The organism is Serratia sp. 506_PEND (genome assembly GCF_001076875.1).
GTDB classification, from domain to species: domain Bacteria; phylum Pseudomonadota; class Gammaproteobacteria; order Enterobacterales; family Enterobacteriaceae; genus Serratia; species Serratia marcescens.
Window position 1 is genome coordinate 1 of record NZ_JVEL01000197.1, and the last position, 18,982, is coordinate 18,982.

13 protein-coding genes and 2 pseudogenes are annotated in these 18,982 nt (G+C 55.6%); 14 read left to right on the forward strand and 1 reads right to left on the reverse strand.

Annotated features, from left to right (window positions below; translation table 11 throughout):
• Positions 1–106 precede the first annotated feature (106 nt).
• The 14 genes and pseudogenes from ADK28_RS04755 to ADK28_RS04820 all read left to right on the forward strand — a co-directional run.
• Positions 107–1,501: a NarK family nitrate/nitrite MFS transporter gene (locus ADK28_RS04755; RefSeq protein WP_033640048.1), complete on the forward strand. Its 1,395-nt coding sequence runs from the start codon at positions 107–109 to the stop codon at positions 1,499–1,501.
• A gap of 771 nt (positions 1,502–2,272) precedes the next feature.
• A complete protein-coding gene (locus ADK28_RS04760; RefSeq protein WP_033640049.1) occupies positions 2,273–3,172 on the forward strand; it encodes a winged helix-turn-helix domain-containing protein in 900 nt (299 codons plus the stop codon).
• A 179-nt stretch (positions 3,173–3,351) separates the two neighbouring features.
• Positions 3,352–4,314 (forward strand): NAD-dependent epimerase/dehydratase family protein, encoded by a 963-nt coding sequence (locus tag ADK28_RS04765; RefSeq protein WP_016927350.1) that lies wholly within the window; start codon positions 3,352–3,354, stop codon positions 4,312–4,314.
• Positions 4,315–4,488: 174 nt separating this feature from the next.
• Positions 4,489–5,538, forward strand: a complete 1,050-nt coding sequence (wecA, locus tag ADK28_RS04770; protein WP_033640050.1) for a UDP-N-acetylglucosamine--undecaprenyl-phosphate N-acetylglucosaminephosphotransferase — start codon at positions 4,489–4,491, stop codon at positions 5,536–5,538.
• Positions 5,539–5,583: 45 nt separating this feature from the next.
• Positions 5,584–6,717: a polysaccharide export protein gene (locus tag ADK28_RS04775; protein WP_028127497.1), complete on the forward strand. Its 1,134-nt coding sequence runs from the start codon at positions 5,584–5,586 to the stop codon at positions 6,715–6,717.
• Between the two features lie 27 nt (positions 6,718–6,744).
• Positions 6,745–8,925 (forward strand): polysaccharide biosynthesis tyrosine autokinase, encoded by a 2,181-nt coding sequence (locus ADK28_RS04780; RefSeq protein WP_016927353.1) that lies wholly within the window; start codon positions 6,745–6,747, stop codon positions 8,923–8,925.
• A gap of 4 nt (positions 8,926–8,929) precedes the next feature.
• Positions 8,930–10,228, forward strand: coding sequence for a flippase (locus tag ADK28_RS04785; RefSeq protein WP_048795031.1), 1,299 nt, complete (start codon positions 8,930–8,932; stop codon positions 10,226–10,228).
• A complete protein-coding gene (locus tag ADK28_RS04790) occupies positions 10,209–11,057 on the forward strand; it encodes an ATP-grasp fold amidoligase family protein (protein WP_028127496.1) in 849 nt (282 codons plus the stop codon). The genes ADK28_RS04785 and ADK28_RS04790 overlap by 20 nt, the downstream gene beginning before the upstream one ends.
• Before the next feature lie 6 nt (positions 11,058–11,063).
• Complete coding sequence (locus ADK28_RS04795; RefSeq protein WP_048795032.1) at positions 11,064–12,218, forward strand: hypothetical protein; 1,155 nt, start codon at positions 11,064–11,066, stop codon at positions 12,216–12,218.
• A 3-nt stretch (positions 12,219–12,221) separates the two neighbouring features.
• Positions 12,222–13,127, forward strand: a complete 906-nt coding sequence (locus tag ADK28_RS04800) for a glycosyltransferase family 2 protein (RefSeq protein WP_033640053.1) — start codon at positions 12,222–12,224, stop codon at positions 13,125–13,127.
• 1 nt (position 13,128) lies between these two features.
• The gene (locus ADK28_RS04805) at positions 13,129–14,184 is read left to right on the forward strand and encodes a glycosyltransferase family 4 protein (RefSeq protein ID WP_033640054.1); all 1,056 of its coding nucleotides are present in this window, start codon (positions 13,129–13,131) and stop codon (positions 14,182–14,184) included.
• Positions 14,185–14,191: 7 nt separating this feature from the next.
• Positions 14,192–14,935 (forward strand): glycosyltransferase family 2 protein, encoded by a 744-nt coding sequence (locus tag ADK28_RS04810; protein ID WP_015378195.1) that lies wholly within the window; start codon positions 14,192–14,194, stop codon positions 14,933–14,935.
• Positions 14,936–14,946: 11 nt separating this feature from the next.
• Entirely contained in the window at positions 14,947–16,806 is a 1,860-nt protein-coding gene (locus ADK28_RS04815; protein ID WP_033640055.1) for a carbohydrate-binding protein, read from the forward strand.
• A 292-nt stretch (positions 16,807–17,098) separates the two neighbouring features.
• Positions 17,099–18,466: pseudogene (locus ADK28_RS04820) on the forward strand (molybdopterin-dependent oxidoreductase); the annotation flags it as partial.
• 88 nt (positions 18,467–18,554) lie between these two features.
• Here ADK28_RS04820 and ADK28_RS04825 read toward each other — a convergent pair.
• A pseudogene (locus ADK28_RS04825) lies at positions 18,555–18,982 on the reverse strand (DNA adenine methylase); the annotation flags it as partial.

Here is an 18,982-nt window from a genome sequence, read left to right on the forward strand (position 1 = left end):
CGCTATTTGTGCCGCCAACTACTTGCATTCGGGTTGATATACATCAACTTTGCCGCCGGGGCCGCCCCCTAGGGTGTCGGAATAATCCCCCGTGTCTGAGGTTTTTATGTCGCAACTTGCAACGCCTTCATCAAAGAAAACCGGTGCGCTGATTCAGGATTGGCATCCTGAAGACAGCGCCTTTTGGCTGCAGCGTGGCCATCGCATCGCCACCCGCAACCTGTGGATTTCCATTCCCTGTCTGCTGCTGGCCTTCTGCGTCTGGATGCTGTTCAGCGCCGTGGCGGTCAACCTGAACAAGGTTGGCTTCAACTTTTCCACTGACCAATTGTTCCTGTTGACAGCGCTGCCGTCGGTCTCGGGCGCTATTTTACGCGTGCCGTATTCCTTCGTGATCCCGCTGTTTGGCGGCCGTCGCTGGACCGCTATCAGCACCTGCTTCCTGCTGGTGCCGTGCCTGTGGCTGGGATTCGCGGTGCAGGACAGCAGCACGCCGTACAGTGTATTCGTCATCATTTCCCTGCTGTGCGGTTTTGCGGGCGCCAACTTTGCCTCCAGCATGGCCAATATCAGCTTCTTCTTCCCGAAAGCGCGTCAGGGTGGCGCGTTGGGTCTCAACGGCGGGTTGGGGAATCTGGGCGTCAGCGTCATGCAACTGGTCGCGCCGTTGGCGATCTCTTTCAGCCTGTTTGGTCTGTTTGGCGGCACGGCGCAAGATCAGGCAGAAGGGGGGCAGCTGTGGCTGGAAAATGCCGCCTGGATCTGGGTACCGTTCCTGCTGGTCGCCACCTTGGCGGCCTGGTTCGGCATGAACGATCTGGCGGCTGCCAAGGCATCGCTGCGCCAGCAACTGCCAGTGCTCAAACGTGGGCATTTGTGGATGCTGAGTTTGCTGTACCTCGCGACCTTCGGTTCTTTCATCGGTTTCTCCGCCGGTTTCGCCATGCTGTCGAAGACGCAATTTCCGGAGGTCGTGATCCTGCATTACGCTTTCTTCGGGCCGTTCCTCGGTGCGCTGGCACGGCCGGTCGGCGGCGCGCTGTCTGACCGTTTCGGCGGCGTGCGGGTGACGTTGATCAACTTTGTGGTGATGGCCGTGTTCGCCGCGCTGTTGTTCCTGACCTTGCCGACAGCGGGCGAGGGCGGTTCGTTTATCGCCTTCTACGGCATCTTTATGGTGTTGTTCCTCACGGCGGGGCTGGGTAGCGGATCGACTTTCCAAATGATCGCCGTCATTTTCCGTAAAATCACTGTCGATCGCGTGAAAGCGGCCGGCGGCAGTGACGAGAGCGCACAGCGTGAAGCGGTGACGGACTCCGCCGCCGCATTGGGCTTTATCTCAGCGATCGGCGCCGCAGGCGGTTTCTTTATTCCCCAGGCATTCGGCACCTCGCTGGCGCTGACCGGTTCGCCGGCGGGGGCAATGAAAGTATTCCTGGTGTTCTATATCTTGTGTGTGGTCATCACCTGGGCGGTGTATGGCCGCAAGAAAAAGGCCTGAGTATCAAACCGCTTTCTCAATCCCTCCCGACAGGGGAGGGATATTTCTCTCATTCCGAGTCATCTCTCCTCGCCTCCTCAGTGAAATTTTCTGCCTTTAGGTAAAATTCTCATCTTCGCTTGCCGTTTTTTTCTTTTTTTATAGCACTATCTCTCAATGTGGGAATATTTTCGCCAAAACGGATTATATTATTTGCACGTTTTTTTCGTTTTATTGAGAGTATTCTTACATTAAGGCGTTAATGTCTTTTCGCAGATTAAATGAAATTTCCGGGAGGGGAAGGCATAATTAGTGCGATTGTTATAAAATCAGTAATAGGGTTTTGTCTTAGATGCTGCACACGCCGAGTGGAATGTGTGACGGGGTTAAATCAGATAACTCTCATTCTGTTTTTTTCGGCTTTTTGTAGTCTATCTGACAATCAGATTAGGTGGGAAAACACAATGAATTCACGGATAAGAATGAAATTTCACAATTTCATTCGATTAACAATCGAACAACATGGTTAGTTTTTCCTTTTTAAATCAATGAGGTGTTCATTTGAATTTTACGGTGACCATGAAAGAAATCCATGTTGCCAACAGGGAAAAAGAGTCATTTGGATAAACGGAACATCCTTAATATGGCCTAATGTAAAAAATGAAATCAGAAAATTTTTATAAAGGCCAATATCCGATGAATGCAACCTGTTGAGTTTACATTTAATTTCTTGAACATTTTTTGATATTTCTATACAAAGTGTGCAGGACAGGCACGCTAAGGAAATTAAAAGTGAATCTTGATAAAAGAATAAAGATTAGGAATCTCGATGTTCTGACTCCTGCCGGGGAGAAATTTCGTCTGCGTTGGAAGGAGTATCAAATTCTTTCGCTGCTTGTCGCCAGATCACCAGAACTGGTTACCCGAACGGAAATTATAGAAAATATCTGGAAAGGAACCTATTGCTCAGATTCAACGATAAATCAAACAATTAAATCTATTCGCCAAAAGATTAGCGACACGGAACACACGCTTATCAGAACCATTCCTCGTTTGGGTTACAAGGTGGAAAATCAAGCGGCTTTTCACTTTATATCCGAGGATGAAGACTACGCTGATGATGATATATTAAATGGCGGTGAAGATATTGGTGTTGATATTCAAGCGGAACTTTCTGAAAGTGAAAGTGAGTCGTCTGAAACAAACGATGAAAAAATAGATAAGCTGCATAAATCGACGCTGGTTGCTGCGCCTGTTGCAACGGTGGAGTCATCCAAAGAACCGGTGCGTGAAAAAAAGTCGGCGGCGGTGCGTCGCTTTTTCAGCATACCCGCCAGCCGTGTAGTGAAATACCTGACGGTATTCGCCTCTTTGCTGGTTATTTCACATTTTTCATATGTGCTCGGCAACCAAACCCGCCCCCCGGTGATCAATGATATTCAGAACAACACGCGCGTGGTGTTGACGCTGACGCTGAATAACCCCCATACCAACAGCCCGCAAACTCTGCTCTGCCTTTACCAGGGAGAGAACATGGATCAAGCCACCATCGAATGTGTCGATCCTAAGCAAGGGCAGCTTAAATTGCCGGTAAAATATGAGACCTCTTCGACGCCGGGCAAAGGTCGGATTAATCTCATATTGCCGAATAAAACCTTGCAATATCAAGTTGCTTACGATGTTAAAAATTAGCGCTGAATGAGGTTTTATCTTTAGCGATAATTTTACATTTGATGAAATCTTTTATTTCATTATTTGTTATTTGAAAGCCAGGTTCGATTTGTCCAGTCTGGAACTCATTACCTAACGCGTATTAGCGTCCTGTCCCAATGGTGCGACAGGAATAATGAGAACCTGCTGAGTGACAAATTATGGATAAGCGTAAAGTAGCTATTATCGGGGGTTCCGGTTTTATCGGAACACGCCTGGCGAAACGTCTCAGTGCGCGCGATGATCTGACGTTGGTCATCGTGGATAAGCAACCCAGCGCACATTTTCCCGCGCTCTATCAGTATGGCGATGTGACGCAACCTCAGACTTTGCAAGAACCGCTGACGGGCTGCGACGCCATCATTAATCTGGCGGCGGAACATCAGGACAACGTCGATCCCATTTCGCTCTATTATCAGGTCAATGTCGAAGGCGCGCGGCATGTCTGCATGACAGCCTCCGCCCTGAATATCCGCCAAATCATTTTCACCTCCTCCGTCGCTGTTTACGGCTTCGTCAAACAGGAAACCGGCGAAGAAGGAAGTTTCGAGCCTTTCAACCATTACGGCAAGTCCAAGCTCGAGGCGGAATACGTTTATGAAGCCTGGCGCAAGGCCGATGTGGAAAATCGGTTGACTATCATCCGTCCAACGGTGGTATTCGGCGAAGGCAACCGCGGCAACGTGTATAACCTGTTCCGTCAGATCGCCAGCGGACGTTTCGTGATGATTGGCAGCGGCAATAATATGAAGTCGATGGCCTACGTTGAAAATATTGCCGCGCGGCTGGAACATGCGCTGGATCAACAGTCAAGTTATCAGGTCAGCAACTACGTCGATAAACCGGACTTTACGATGAATCAATTGGTCGACGTCATTTCCTCTTCATTGGGGAGAAAAAATAAGACAATTCGCATTCCTTATGCCGTAGGCATATGCGGCGCAACCGCATTGGATGTTGTGAGTAAAATAAGTCGAAAGAAATTCCCAATAAGCCGCGTCAGAGTACAGAAATTCTGCGCCAGAACGCAGTTTAAAAGTAATGTGCAAAATAATTTCGTGGCGCCTGTTGAACTTGATTCGGCAATCGAAAGAACCATTAAACATGAGTTTTCTGATAGATAACTTAACCGCACGCTGACGTTATTTACTTATTTCCGCCGACAAGCGGATAAATCTGTATTTTTCAGGATTAATTCATGCTGACTTATATCCTGGCAGGATCAATTTTGTTTTTGTTAATAGCGCATTGGGAGCTGTAACTCAAGGGCGGTAGCGTGCTTATTCGCTGGAGGAACGATGTTATATCAACTGAGCGTGATATTTGTGCTGGCGGTCGCGTGGATCCTTATTGCCCGCCGGGTCGCCTTGACGGTGGGATTAGTGGATAAGCCCAATGCGCGCAAGCAACATCTGGGACATATTCCGTTGGTCGGCGGCATCGCCGTGTACCTGACGCTGATGCTGATGGCGCTGTGGCAACCCGCCTGGCTGCCCGACAGCACCGTCTATCTGCTGTGCATTACGGCGCTGGTGGTGTTGGGCGTGCTGGATGACCGCTTTGATCTGCCCGTGGCGCCGCGCGTCATGGTGCAGGGAGGGATCGCGCTGGCGATGATGCTGGCGGCAGGGATGCAGCTTTCCTCATTGGGCCATGCCTGGGGCCATCAGGAAGTGATGCTCGGTTATGGCGCGTTGCTGCTCACGCCGCTGGCGGTATGGGGAGCGATCAACGCCTACAACATGGTGGATGGCATCGACGGGCAACTGGGCGCCTTATCCTGCGTGACCTTCATTGCGCTGGCCATCGTGTTCGGACTGGGTGGCCGGGGAGATCTGGCGCTGTGGTGCCTGGGCATGATCGTCGCGCTGGCGGCTTATCTGCTGTTCAACCTGAGCCTGTTCGGCGCGCGTAACAAAATCTTTATGGGGGACGCCGGCAGCATGGTGATCGGCTTCAGCGTGCTGTGGCTGGTGTTGCTGGCGACGCAGGGGCAGCAGGCGGTAATGCGCCCGGTCACCGCGCTGTGGCTGATCGCCATTCCGCTGATGGACATGGTGACCGTGATGGTGCGCCGCCTGTTGCGCCGCCAAAGCCCCTTCAAAGCGGGCCGCGATCATTTGCACCATATTCTGATGCGTCGCGGACTCAATGCGCGTCAGGCACTGGCAATGAGCACCATGCTGGCGGTGACGCTGGCCTGCATCGGCATTTGCAGTGAAGTGTTGCAACTGCAGGAAAGCCTGATGCTGGTGGCGTTTCTGTTCTGTTTTTGCGGTTATTTCGCCATGTTGCGCGAACCGCGTCAGGCGACGATGCTCAGCGATAATCCAACCGTCGGGCGTTAATCCTCTCACGGGCTGCGGCAGCAGCCCGTTTATCACGGTACTTCCATGAATTTTCATTTGCCTCTTTTGATGCCGTTGGCCTTCACCTCCGCGTTATTGAGCGGTTGTACGGTGGTTCCCGGCTCACATTTACCGACCAGCGGAAAAGCCATCGTCGTGCAACAAGACGACGATTTCGATTTGAACAGCCAGGTACAGGTCTACCGCATGTCACCGATGCTGCTGCAGAAAATGCGGCGCGTTGAACCGGTCGCCCAGCCGAATCCGGCGCTGGACCAGCGGTTGCAGAGCTACCAATACCGTATCGGCGTCGGCGACGTGTTGAACGTCACCGTCTGGGATCACCCCGAGTTGACCACGCCGGCCGGGCAATATCGCAGCGCCAGCGACACCGGTAACTGGGTGCATGCGGATGGCACGATCTTTTACCCCTATATCGGGCGCGTGGCGGTGGTGGGTAAAACCGTCACCGAAGTGCGCAGCCTGATCGCCGGCCGTCTGGCGCAGTATGTGGAAAGCCCGCAGGTGGATGTCAGCATCGCCGCGTTCCGCTCGCAGAAGGCTTATGTGACCGGTGAGGTGAAAACCTCCGGTCAGCAGGCGATCACCAACGTGCCGCTGACCATTCTGGATGCGATCAACGCCGCCGGCGGCCTGACGGACAATGCCGACTGGCGCAACGTGGTGCTGACGCATCAGGGCAAAGAGCGGGCCATCTCGCTGCAGGCGCTGATGCAGCGTGGCGACATCAGCCAGAACGCGCTGCTGCAGCCGGGCGACATCCTCTACATTCCGCGCAATGACAACTTGAAAGTGTTCGTGATGGGCGAGGTGGGCAAGCAAACGACGCTGAAGATGGATCGCAGCGGCATGACCCTGACCGAAGCCCTCGGATCTTCCGAAGGGATCAGCCAGACGGTGGCGGATGCGACCGGGGTGTTCGTGATCCGGCCGAGCGGCGGCAACCCCCCGCAGCGGCTGGCGACGCTGTATCAGTTCGATCTCTCCGACGCCAGCGCGCTGGCGATGGGCGCTGAATTTCAGCTGCACCCTTACGACGTCGTGTACGTCACCGCGGCGCCTATCGCGCGCTGGAACCGTTTGATCAGCCAGCTGGTGCCGACCATCAGCAGTTTTAACGATCTCAGCGAGGCTACCTTGCGCGTGCGCAACTGGTAACTCCGCAGGGTGAATAAGGAACAGAAGATGAAAAACAATGCGCTGTCCGTGATGGTGGCCGAACAAGATGAAAAGCTGGAGTGGGAGCGTCTGGTAGGGCCGCTGTGGGATAACCGCTGGCGGATCGCCGTCGTGACCGGCGTGGCCGGTGCGCTGGGCGTCGCCTACGCCCTGTTGGCTACCCCGGTGTATCAGGCCACGGCGGTGGTGCAGGTGGAGAATCAGCTGTCCGGCGATTCGCTGCTGCGTGAAACGCTGGACAGTTCGCTGGGGCAAAATTCGACGACGCAGGATGAGGTGACGCTGGTCAAGTCGCGCTACGTGCTCGGCAAAACGGTGGATGCCCTCGGCCTGACGGTGCGCGTCGAACCGGACTATTTCCCGGTATTCGGTAAAGGTTTCGCCCGACTGAGCGGTGAAAAGACGCCGGTATTGGACATCGGTACGCTGACAACGCCGGCGGATATGCAGGGCGAAGCGCTGACGCTGACGGTGCGCGATGGGCAACATTACGAGCTGAGCCATGACGGCGCCAAATTGTTCAGCGGCGTGGTTGGGCAACCGGTGGCGCAGGGCGAGTGGAGCATGACCGTTTCGGCGCTGGATGCGGCGCCGGGCACCAGTTTCACCGTGGTTAAAGTCGCGCGTCAAGAAGCGGTGGACGATCTGCGTAAATACCTGGGCGTAGTGCCGAGCGGCAAGGACAGCGGCATCATGACGTTTACGCTGCCGAGCGAAGATCCGCAGCGTGCCGAGGCGGTGCTGAAGAACATCACCGATAACTACCTGCAGCAGAACGTGGATCGCAAAACGGAAGAGGCGCAGAGAATGCTGGCCTTCCTGCAGGAGCAGCTGCCGCAAACGCAAACCTCGTTGAACAACGCCGAAAACCAGCTCAACCAGTTCCGCCAGCAAAACGATTCGGTGGATCTGTCGCTGGAAGCCAAGTCGGTGCTGGACACTCAGGTGCAGCTCGAAGCCCAGCTCAACGAGCTGACCTTCAAGGAGGCGGAGATTTCCAAGCTTTATACCCGCGTGCACCCGGCTTACCGGGCGCTGATGGAAAAGCGCGCCACGCTGGAGGCGGAAAAGGCGCGGCTCGGCAAACAGGTACAGACGCTGCCGAAAATGCAGCAGGAGATCCTGCGTCTCACCCGCGACGTGCAGGTGGATCAGCAGGTTTACATGCAACTGATGAACAAACAGCAGGAGCTGAGCATCAGCAAGGCCGGCACGGTGGGCAATATTCGCATCGTCGACGAGGCGGAAACCGCTATCCGACCGATTCAGCCGCAAAAGATGCTAATCGTGTTGTTGGCGTTGATACTGGGCGCTGCGGGCACCGCGGCCGTGGTGCTGCTGCGCACCGCCTTCCATCGCGGCATCAATGATATCGATACGCTGGAGAAGCGAGGCATCAACGTCTACGCCACCGTGCCGCTGTCGCCATGGCAGGCGAAACGCAATCGCGAACAACGCCTGCTGTTGCCCAAATCCGGCGGTCGTCGCCTGCCGATCCTGGCGGCGGTTGAGCCGGCGGATCTGTCGGTGGAGGCCATTCGCAGCCTGCGCACCAGCCTGCACTTCGCCATGCTGGAGGCCAAAAACAACATTTTGATGGTCTCCGGCGCCAGTCCGGAAAGCGGCAAGAGTTTTACCAGCACCAACCTGGCGGTGGTGGTGGCGCAGGCCGGGCAGCGGGTGCTGTTGATCGATGCGGATATGCGTAAAGGATTTTTGCATCGTTGGTTATCGGACGATGCTCATCAAGGGCTGTCCGACATGCTGGTGGGCAAAGTGATGACGGAACAGGCGGTGCGGAAAACCGCCATCGCCAATCTGGACTTCGTGCCACGTGGTCAGGTGCCGCCGAACCCGTCCGAGCTGCTGATGCATCGCCGTTTCGCCGATTTCCTGCGCTGGGCCGGGCAAAACTACGATCTGGTGCTGATCGATACGCCGCCGATTCTGGCGGTGACGGACGCGGCCATCGTCGGCAATCACGCCGGTACGTCACTGTTGGTGGTGCGTTTTGAGGTGAACACCGTCAAGCAGATCGAAACCAGCATGCGCCGTTTCGAACAGAATGGCGTGGCGATCAGAGGCGTAATCCTCAACGGCATCGTGAAAAGGGCGGCGACCGACATGAGCTATTACAACTTCGCCTATCCAAGCCATCGGGAAGATCAGCGGCAGGCAGAGGAATAAGCGGGTGAAGGCCATTATCACCAATGCCCTGTGGCTGATGCTGGAACGCGTTTCGCTCAGCCTGTCCGGCATCTTCGTCTCCATTTACGTTGCGCGCTATCTGGGGCCCGCCCAGTTTGGCGCTCTCAACTATCTGTTGGCGACGATCGCCATCGTGGTGCCGCTGGTGCAGCTGGGCGCCGACAGCATCATTTTCAACCGCGTCGCCCGCCGCCCGCCGAGCGGCATTCGCCTGATGTTGGCTTCGATGCGTTTGCGCCGCCGGCTGTTCCTGGTGGTGGCGCTGCCGATGCTGATATGGAGCTATTTCAGCCAGCCGCCAGCCGGTCAACTGATGACGCTGTTGCTGCTTATCAGCGCCTATTTCTCGATTCAGGACGTGTACAAAATTTATTACGATGCCCGCCTGCAGTCGAAACGCAATACGCTGATCAACAACCTGGCGCTGCTGTTGTCGATCGGACTGCGGCTGGCGCTGGTGAGCGCCGCGCTGCCGCTGGTGTGGTTCGCGGTACCCTACATCCTCAGCAGCGCCGTACCTTATCTGGTGCGCCTCTGGCTATTTCGTGGGGAAGCTGCGGCCTCGCCGCGGGTTACGCCGCGCCAGGCCGGGCGCTATGGCCGTTATTTGCTGAAAGTGGGCCTGCCGTTGGCCATCTCCAGTCTGGCGATAGTGATTTATACCCGCATCGATCAAATCATGCTGGGCAATCTGGTCGGCGAGCAGGCGGTGGGCTGGTTCAGCGCCGCGACCACCCTCAGCCAGGGGTGGGTTTTTGTGCCGATGGCGCTGATCACCTCGTTGATGCCGGGTATTGCCAACTGTCGCGACCCGTTGGAGCAGGAGTACCGCATCCGGGTGCTTTATCTGGTGGTATTGGGCCTGTCGTTGCCGGTGCTGCTGGGTCTGTGGTGGTTCGCCCACCCGGCTATTGCGCTGCTGTATGGCGCCGCTTTTCAACCGGCCGCCGACATCCTGGCTATTTGTACGCTGACCTCGCTGTTCTCAGTGATGGGGACGGTTTCGTATCGCAGCATCGTGCTGTTCGCCGGTTATCGCTTTATCGCCATCAAGATGCCGTTGGTGGCTCTGCTGAACGTGGCGATGAATCTGCTGCTGATCCCGCGTTACGGCCTGACCGGCGCTGCGGTGTCTACACTACTGGCGGAATTCATTTCGTTCTTCGTTCTGAACAGTTTATTCCGTGGCGGGAAAATTACCCGACTGCAGCTGACCTGTTTTTACTGCCTGCCGCGTCTCGTCAGCAAATTAAGGAGAGAGCATGTTAAACACCCTGGTTAAAAGCATTTCCAAGCGCCTGCCCGATGCCTGGCACCATCAGGTTAAATACGCGCTCTATTTCAAAAAATTGCCGCACCTGTCAAAACCGACCGGCTTCAGCGAAAAGATCATGCGCCGCAAAATTTATCCGCGCAGCATCTACACCACCTTGTCGGACAAATACAAGGTCCGCGAATTTATTGCCGGCCTGTGGGGCGAAGAGTATCTGGTGGAGCTGTATGCGCATGGCACTGAACTCAGCTACGACACGTTCAGGCAGTTGCCAGACGCCTTCGTGCTGAAGGCCAACCATGGCAGCGGCTATAACCGGTTGGTGTTCGACAAGCAACAGGTTAGCTACGCGGAATTGTACGATCTCAGCAGTTCGTGGATGCGCAGCAACTTTTACGAGCAGAGTCGCGAAAAGCATTATCTGGACATCGAACCCTGCATCATGGTGGAACGCATGTTGCTGGATGGTGAGCAGGTGCCGAACGATATCAAATTTCATTGTTTCAACGACAACCATGAAATTCGCATGTTTATCCAGGTGGATTATCAGCGTTTCGGCACCCATCGGCGCGATATTTTTGATCTCGACTGGAACCGCACCGAAATCCGCATCAACTTGCCGAATGCCGACGAACCGATGCCGCGACCTACGCGGCTGGAAGAAATGACGCGTTTGGCTCGCCAGGTTGCGCAGCAGTTCTCTTATGTCCGCGTGGATTTCTACCAGGTCGGTGAGAAGGTCTATTTCGGTGAATTGACGTTTACGCCTGGTGCGGGATTAAGCAAGCTTAAGCCGGAAAACATCGAGCAGGAATGGGGCAGTTATTTTACTGAGTAAACGCTTATGCAGAGAGTCGCCTCCAATTTTCACATGCATGCCAATGTTGGTTATAGTCAGTCGCGGGATTTGGTCAATCAATCAATCATATTGACCTTCCTGTTGATCTTTTTCGTGAAAACTTTCCTGACCTCGGGATCGTTCAACAGCGAGCTGATTAATAAAACTGTGATGGGGCTCAATGCCCTGATGTTGCTCTATGTCGGCTATGCATTTTTCATCGCTACGATGGCGGAAAAAGCGGTTGCGGGTTTTTTGGTTCTGCTGTTTCTGGTTAATATCGCCACCGGACATGGCGATTACCTTTTTGGCGCGGTATTCAGCTCTGCGGTGATAATTTTATTCCGCCGCATCGAGATGGTGCGCGGCGCTGAAATGTTCGCTATCGCTTTTGTGGTTGCCGGGCTGTTGATGGTTATCCCTTATACCTTTTACACCAATGGATTTGTTTACCTTGATGAGCGCTATGGCAACAGATTAACGCTGGGTTTCGATAACCCGAATACCTTGGCGTATTATTCTTTTGCCTTGTTCGCCATGCTGCTGTGCCTGATCGACCATGCGAAATTAACGCGTGGAATGAAAAATATCGCCTCACTGGCGGTGTCGGCGTTAATTATCCCGGTGCTGATGTATTCCTATTCCCGCACCTGTTTTATGTTGGCACTGTTGATGTTGTTGCTGTTTTGGCTGGCGCCGCTGCTGCGTTTTACCCCCAATAGAAAAGTCTGCATTGCGCTGACGTTGGTCATCGTAGGCTTCCAGTTCGCCAGCGTTATACGCTGGGGGAGCAATCCGGCATTGGATGCGCTGTTGAATCAGGCGTTGACCGGGCGCATCTGGTTCTCCTGGCAGATGTTTCAGGCGGTGGGGCTACCCAATCCGCTGTTCGGCATGAATATCGAACCCTATAAGCCGGTCGATTTCTTCTTCATCGCCATGTTTTATTCGGCTGGTGGGATCGCCTCTGTTGTCATGCTTTTTTGTTATTTTCACCTGTTGGGTAATATGCGCAGGCTGAGTCGATTCATGCGCTGGGTGGTGGTTGTTTTCCTGCTGACAACTTTTACGGAAACCTATTTTTTGGTCCCGGTATTTAACGTGTCGTTATTGCTGCTTTGCCGTGGAAAAGAAATGATAAATTCTAAGTTGGAGGGTTAAGAAATGGATTTCTCGATCGTGATCCCTATTTATAATAGTGCGCGTTACCTGCCTAAAACTCTGAAGCGGATTTTCAGCGCTTGCCAAGGGTTCGACTATCAGGTGATTTTGGTTGATGATTGCTCTGACGAGGATGATATCAAATATATTCGCCAGATAGCGGCGACTAATAGCAACGTGATGCTACATGAGAAAAAACAGAAGAGCAATGCGGCGGTATCGCGCAACCTGGGCGCCAATTTAGCGCAATCGGAGATCGTGTTTTTTCTCGATTCGGATGATTACTTTACTACCAACTATATTATTCGCCGCATGAAGAAGCATGAAGATCGCCATATTGATATTATCTTCGGTAATTATGCAGAGGTGAGCGGCGATTCGGTACGCGACTTCAACTTTCACTACAAATCCGGTTCTTCCGGCGAGGATTTTCTTTTTCTGGAAATGGGCGATATTCGATCATCCACCATCAGCATGCGTAAAAAAAGCGATCGCCGCTTTTTATTTCCCGAGTTTCTCAACAAGCATCAGGATTGGGGCTTTCTGGTCAACGCCACCAATTTGGGCGCGCAAGTGGCGTATGACGCCGGCGGCGGGGTGTTTCTCGACGTGGGGCGTTACGGACGCATGACGGCGAAGCTTAATCTGGAGGCCAGCGACCGCTTTATCAATACCTTCCTCAGCCCCAGCGATCGCCATATCAGCGGATTCGCCTGCAAGCACCTGCTGGCCTCGCTGTATTCGGAAAACGCCCAGGCGTTCAATTATTACTCGTCGCGCATCGTGCGGCACAGCCTGAGCGGCAAGTTCAAGATGATCAAATGGTATGGCGATTGTCTGACGCGGCTGGGGTTGTTCTCGGTTGGCGGCCGGCTGTTGCGCAATGTGCGCCAGGGATTCAGGAGATGATATGCAAGCACGCAAGGTAATCATCGTCATCGAAAATATGGCGGGCAAGGGCGGCACTGAACGGGTCGCCAGCGGTTTGGCCAATGCGTTGGCGCGTCTGCCGAATTACGAGGTGGCGGTGTTTTCGCTGTGTGGCGAGCGGAGCTTCTTTCCGCTGGCGAGCGACGTCCGGCTACGCTGTGGCGGCGGCGATTCGCTGTTCTGGCCATGGCGGCTGGCGTTGGCACTGCGGCGTGAACGCGCGGACGCGATCATTACCGTTTCCATGGGAAAACTGTCGGTGGTGATGACGCCTTTTCTACGTTTGTTCTGTGCCCGCAGCCGGCTGTTATTGAGCGAGCACGTCAGCTTTCACCAGTATCCGCGCGTATTTAAATGGCTGAAGTTGTTGGTTTACCGGTTGGGCGATCGCGTGATTTTCCTGACGCGGCAAGATCGCGACGCCATCGCTCGCTGGGTGGGCGCCGGGAAATGCCGGGTGATCGAGAACGTTTCGCCGTTCGGCGCACAGGCGCCGACGCCGGCGCTGCAGGAAAAGGTGGCGCTGGCGGTGGGGCGGTTGAGCAATCAGAAAGGCTTCGATCGTCTGATCGCGCTGTGGCGCGGGGTGGCGGCGCAAATGCCGGATTGGCGGCTGTTGATTATTGGCGACGGCCCTGAGCGTGACGCACTGCGGCGGCAGATTGAAGGCGCCGGGCTGGAGCGGCAGGTGAGCCTGCTGCCGGCCACCGCCGACGTGGCGGCCTATTATCGCCAGGCCAGTCTGTATTTGATGACGTCGCGCTATGAGGGGTTGCCGATGGTGCTGATCGAAGCCATGAGTTTCGGCCTGCCGTTGGTGGCCTACGATTGCAAGACCGGCCCGGCCGAGCTGATAGACAACGGCGTCAACGGCTATCTGGTGCCCGATGACGATGCCGCCGCCTTCAGCGAAGGCGTGCTCGAACTGATGCGCGACCCGGACCTGCGCGATCGCTTTTCTGTCGCTGCGCTAGATAAGTCTCGCCGTTTTTCTCCCGAACGTATTTATCCCCAGTGGCAACAGCTCATTGAGTGAGGACAGAATGGAAAAGATATCCGTGATAATGCCCGCCTACAACGCGGCAAACTCTATCAAAGAATCGATCCTTGGCGTGCTGAACCAGCAATTTACCGACTATCACCTGTATGTGATCGATGATGCGTCCACCGACAACACCGCCGAGGTGGTGCGGCCGTTTATCCACGATCGCCTCACCTATATACGCAATGAGCATAACCAGGGCGTGGCGGAAACGCGCAACATCGGCATTGAGGCGGCGAGCGGGGACTATATCGCCTTCTGCGACAGTGATGACGTATGGCTCCCCAACAAGCTGTCGCGCCAGGCGAGCATTTTGCAAACCCGCCGCTATGACGTGGTGTGTTCCCATTATTACACCTTCGAAGACGACCTGAAATTGATCAAAAACACCCGTGGTGCGGATGAGCTTATCGGCTATCAGGACATGTTGAAAAGCAACTGGATCGGCAATCTCACCGGCATCTATAACCAGAAGCGCATCGGTAAGGTGTATCAGCAAAAAGTGGGGCATGAGGACTACTTGATGTGGCTGGCGGTGCTGCAGAAGGCGCGTAACGGCCTGGCCTACTGCATTCCCGAACCGCTGGCCTGTTACCGGTTGTCTACCCATTCGCTGTCGGGCAACAAAATCCGCGCTGCGGACTGGCAATGGCGGATTTACCGTCAGCATTTGGGGCTGTCTTACCAGAAATCCTGCTATTTGTTCGCCACCTATCTGTTCAATGCCGTGGTGAAAAGGAAATGACCATGAGGGGGATGTATCAGCGGGCGGCTCTGGGCTGTTGCGCCTTGTGGGGCGCAGCGGCTCTGGCGCAGAACTGCCAACCCAATCTGTTGACCAACCCCGGCTTTGAGCAAGGGCTCAGCGGCTGGCGAGCGCAGGGCGCGCAGGCCGACGGCGATACGCACAGTGGCAGGGGGAGTCTGCGTTATGACAATGCAGATATCGCGCGATACCGTACCTTCAACCAGGCGCTGCAGGTTGAGCCCGGACAGACGATAGATTTCGGCGTCTGGCTAAAGACCCGCGGCGTGCGCGGGCAAAGCCGCGACGGCGGGGCTGGGGTTTATCTGCAGAGCTTTGATGCGCAGGGGCGCTTTCTGGAAGGCAGTTATCCGGCTGGGGTGACCGGCGACAGCGGCTGGCGGCAGGTGAACGCCAGCTATACCGTGCCGCCGCAGGCGGCGCGAATCACTTTTGGCGTTTATCTGCGTAAGGGGAGCACCGGTACCGCCTGGTTTGACGACGCCTATGCGTGTGCTCGCGCGTCTATGCCGGCGTTGTATCAGCTCGGCGCGTCGGCGCAGGGAAAGGTCGACACGCTGGTCGTCACTGCGCAGCCGCAGCATTTGCAGGTCGACAGCGAATTGCTCAATGCCGAGGGGCAGGTTGTTCACCGTAGCCGCGACCGTTATCAGGTTGAAGGGCAGCGCCGTATCGAATACCAACCGCCGGCCGGCCTGGCCCAGGGGGAATACCGCCTGCGTCAGCAGGTCACCGGTCAGCAATCCCAGCCGGCACAGGGCAGCGAGCTGTCTTTTCGCGTCGGGCAGCCTGCGGCCAAAGTCGCGATCGACAGCGAAGGCTTTACCCTGCGCGATGGTCAACGGCTTTTCCCGTTGGGCATTTACGCCAACGTGGCTACCGATGAGCATTTGGCGCGCATCGCCTCGGCGGGATTCAACACGGTGCTGAATTATGATTATGGGGAAAAGAAAGATCCTTACGCCTTTTTCCGCAACGCAGGCAAGCGCGGGCTGCTGGTCATTTACTCCGTCAAAGATCAGTACCGCGGCAGCCGCTTCGCGCCGGCCGCGCGCGGTGGCGACTACGCGGCGATGACGGCCTGGTACGTGCAGCGCTTGCGCTCTCAGCCCAACCTGCTCGCCTGGTACATCAACGATGAACTGGGGCCGGAATATCTCGATAAGATCGAGGAAAAAAACCTGCAAATAAAGCGGCTTGACGGCGATCATCCCACCTTCCAGGTGTTGAACAAAACCGGGGAGTTGGACGCCTACTTTAACAGCAGCGACATTTTGGCGACCGACCCTTACCCAGTGGGGAACGATCGCGATCTGACGCGCACGACGCGTTATACCGAACTGACGGTGCAGGCCGCCCGCCAGGCACGCGGGGCATGGGTGGTGATGCAAATCATGGATCACGCCGCTTATGACGCCCGCCGCAAGCCACATCCGCCGTCAGAGGCGGAAATTCGCAATCAGGCCTGGCAGGCGCTGATCGGCGGCGCCAAGGGGCTGTTATTTTATTCTTATACCGATCTGTTTTATAAGCGTAAAACCGGCCGCTTCGACCAACGGGAGTTTGACGCCACCTGGCGTGGCGTGGCTGCCGTGTCGCAGCAAATCGCCGCCTTCACCCCTTATCTGCTGACGGGAAAATCGACGCCGCTGGCGGGAAGCGACCCGCAAATGCCGGCGCGGATGTTTATTCTGGGCGATCGCGCCTTGCTGCTGGTAGCCAATCCTTACTATCGAGAGGGGAGCACCCGCTTGCGCCTTCCGGCGGGTTGGCGGCAGCAGGGAGAGGGCACGGAGGTCAAGCTGACGTTGCCCGCCGTGGGTACCGCGACGCTGTGGCTTCAACGCTGAAAGCGACGAGTCAGCATCACGCGGGAGGTTTCTCCCGCGTCCTACCCCCAAATACCCCGCCTTGCCTCCCAGCTGTCCCCCTTCATCTTGATATTCTCATTTATTCATTTTAATTCAATTAATTAACCTCATTTATCGCACCTATACTTTGGTGGTATTTCACCCCTGACGCGCGCGTCGCCTCCCGCTTTCTCTTGATCGCAATCAATTTGCCGCCGGTTGGCCGTCAGTAGGCTGGCGGCAGATTGAGCATGTCTTCTTATAACGACAAGAGCCTTCAGGAGCATTCCGGATGAGCAAATTTTTAGACCGTTTCCGCTATTTCAAGCAGTTGGCGGAGCCTTTTTCTGGCGAGCACGGCCAGACCTTGAACACTAACCGCGACTGGGAAGACGGCTACCGCAGCCGTTGGCAGCACGACAAAGTGGTGCGTTCCACCCACGGCGTGAACTGCACCGGTTCCTGCAGTTGGAAAATCTACGTGAAGAATGGTCTGGTGACCTGGGAAACCCAGCAAACCGACTATCCGCGCACCCGTCCCGATCTGCCCAACCATGAACCGCGCGGCTGCCCGCGCGGCGCCAGTTACTCCTGGTACCTGTACAGCGCCAACCGGCTGAAATACCCGCTGATGCGCAAGCGTCTGCTCAAACTGTGGCGCGAAGCGAAAGCGCAGCACAGCGATCCGGTCGCGGCCTGGGGCTCTATCGTCGGCGATGCGGAAAAAGCCAAAAGCTACAAGGTGGCGCGCGGCCGCGGCGGTTTCGTCCGTTCCAGCTGGCAAGAGGTCAATGAACTGATCGCCGCCGCCAACGTCTATACCGCCAAAACCTTCGGCCCAGACCGCATTATCGGCTTCTCGCCGATCCCGGCGATGTCGATGGTGTCCTACGCCGCCGGCGCCCGCTACCTGTCGCTGATCGGCGGCGCCTGCCTGAGCTTCTACGACTGGTATTGCGATCTGCCGCCGGCCTCGCCGATGACCTGGGGCGAGCAGACCGACGTGCCGGAATCCGCCGACTGGTACAACTCCTCCTACATTATCGCCTGGGGCTCCAACGTGCCGCAGACGCGCACCCCGGACGCCCACTTCTTTACCGAAGTGCGCTACAAGGGCACCAAAACCGTGGCGGTGACGCCGGACTATGCCGAAGTCGCCAAGCTGTGCGACCACTGGCTGAATCCGAAGCAGGGCACCGACAGCGCGATGGCGCTGGCGATGGGCCACGTAATGCTGAAAGAGTTCCATCTCGATCGCGAAGTCGGCTACTTCCGCGACTACGTGCGCCGCTATACCGACATGCCGATGCTGGTGCTGCTGGAGCCGCGTGAAGGCGGCCACTACGCCGCCGGCCGCCTGCTGCGCGCCGCCGATCTGGTGGACGGATTGGGCCAGGAAAACAACCCCGAGTGGAAAACTGTCGCTATCGACAGCCGCAGCGGCGATCTGGTGGCGCCGCAGGGTTCCATCGGCTTCCGCTGGGGCGAGAAGGGCAAGTGGAACCTGGAACAGCGCGAAGGCAAATCGCAACAGGAAGTCGAGCTGCAGCTCAGCCTGTTGGGCATGCATGACGACGTCGCCGAGGTGGGTTTCCCGTACTTCGGCGGCGCCGACAGCGAGCATTTCAACAGCGTGGCGCTGGACGAGATCCTGCTGCATGTAGCGCGGCGAAATTTTCTGCACTGTTTCGCAGAAAATTTCGCACTTTAGAAACACTAGAAAAACCATGATTTTGCACTGTGCAATATCAATCGTAAATGTTACTAACGATCAACTCACTGGCTTGTTGTCGATTATCACCAAGGCTATAAGTCACCCCAGCACTAACCATCGATAACCCATCGAATACTTTTCGCATCTCCGGGATGTCATTTACCGAGATGATCATCTTGCCCTGGATAGTTCTAGCCAGCTCGGCTATCAGACTGTATTGCTCCAGACCAAATTCGACGCCGTAACCCTGCGTCCCCCAATATGGCGGATCGAGGTAAAACAGAGTATGTGGTCGATCGTACTTCTTGACACACGTCATCCAATCCATATGTTCGATGAGTGTTCGAGATAAACGAAGGTGAGCAGCAGATAGCGACTCCTCCAGGCGTAATAGATTTAGACGTGGCGAGCTGGTAGTAGATGTGCCGAAGGTTTGCCCCTCAACCTTGGCACCAAAGGCCA

Coding starts and splice junctions, on each gene's coding strand:
- ADK28_RS04755 (WP_033640048.1), top strand. CDS start 107: ATGTCGCAACTTGCAACGCCTTCATCAAAGAAAACCGGTGCGCTGATT.
- ADK28_RS04765 (WP_016927350.1), top strand. CDS start 3,352: ATGGATAAGCGTAAAGTAGCTATTATCGGGGGTTCCGGTTTTATCGGA.
- wecA (WP_033640050.1), top strand. CDS start 4,489: ATGTTATATCAACTGAGCGTGATATTTGTGCTGGCGGTCGCGTGGATC.
- ADK28_RS04775 (WP_028127497.1), top strand. CDS start 5,584: ATGAATTTTCATTTGCCTCTTTTGATGCCGTTGGCCTTCACCTCCGCG.
- ADK28_RS04780 (WP_016927353.1), top strand. CDS start 6,745: ATGAAAAACAATGCGCTGTCCGTGATGGTGGCCGAACAAGATGAAAAG.
- ADK28_RS04790 (WP_028127496.1), top strand. CDS start 10,209: ATGTTAAACACCCTGGTTAAAAGCATTTCCAAGCGCCTGCCCGATGCC.
- ADK28_RS04795 (WP_048795032.1), top strand. CDS start 11,064: ATGCAGAGAGTCGCCTCCAATTTTCACATGCATGCCAATGTTGGTTAT.
- ADK28_RS04800 (WP_033640053.1), top strand. CDS start 12,222: ATGGATTTCTCGATCGTGATCCCTATTTATAATAGTGCGCGTTACCTG.
- ADK28_RS04805 (WP_033640054.1), top strand. CDS start 13,129: ATGCAAGCACGCAAGGTAATCATCGTCATCGAAAATATGGCGGGCAAG.
- ADK28_RS04810 (WP_015378195.1), top strand. CDS start 14,192: ATGGAAAAGATATCCGTGATAATGCCCGCCTACAACGCGGCAAACTCT.
- ADK28_RS04815 (WP_033640055.1), top strand. CDS start 14,947: ATGTATCAGCGGGCGGCTCTGGGCTGTTGCGCCTTGTGGGGCGCAGCG.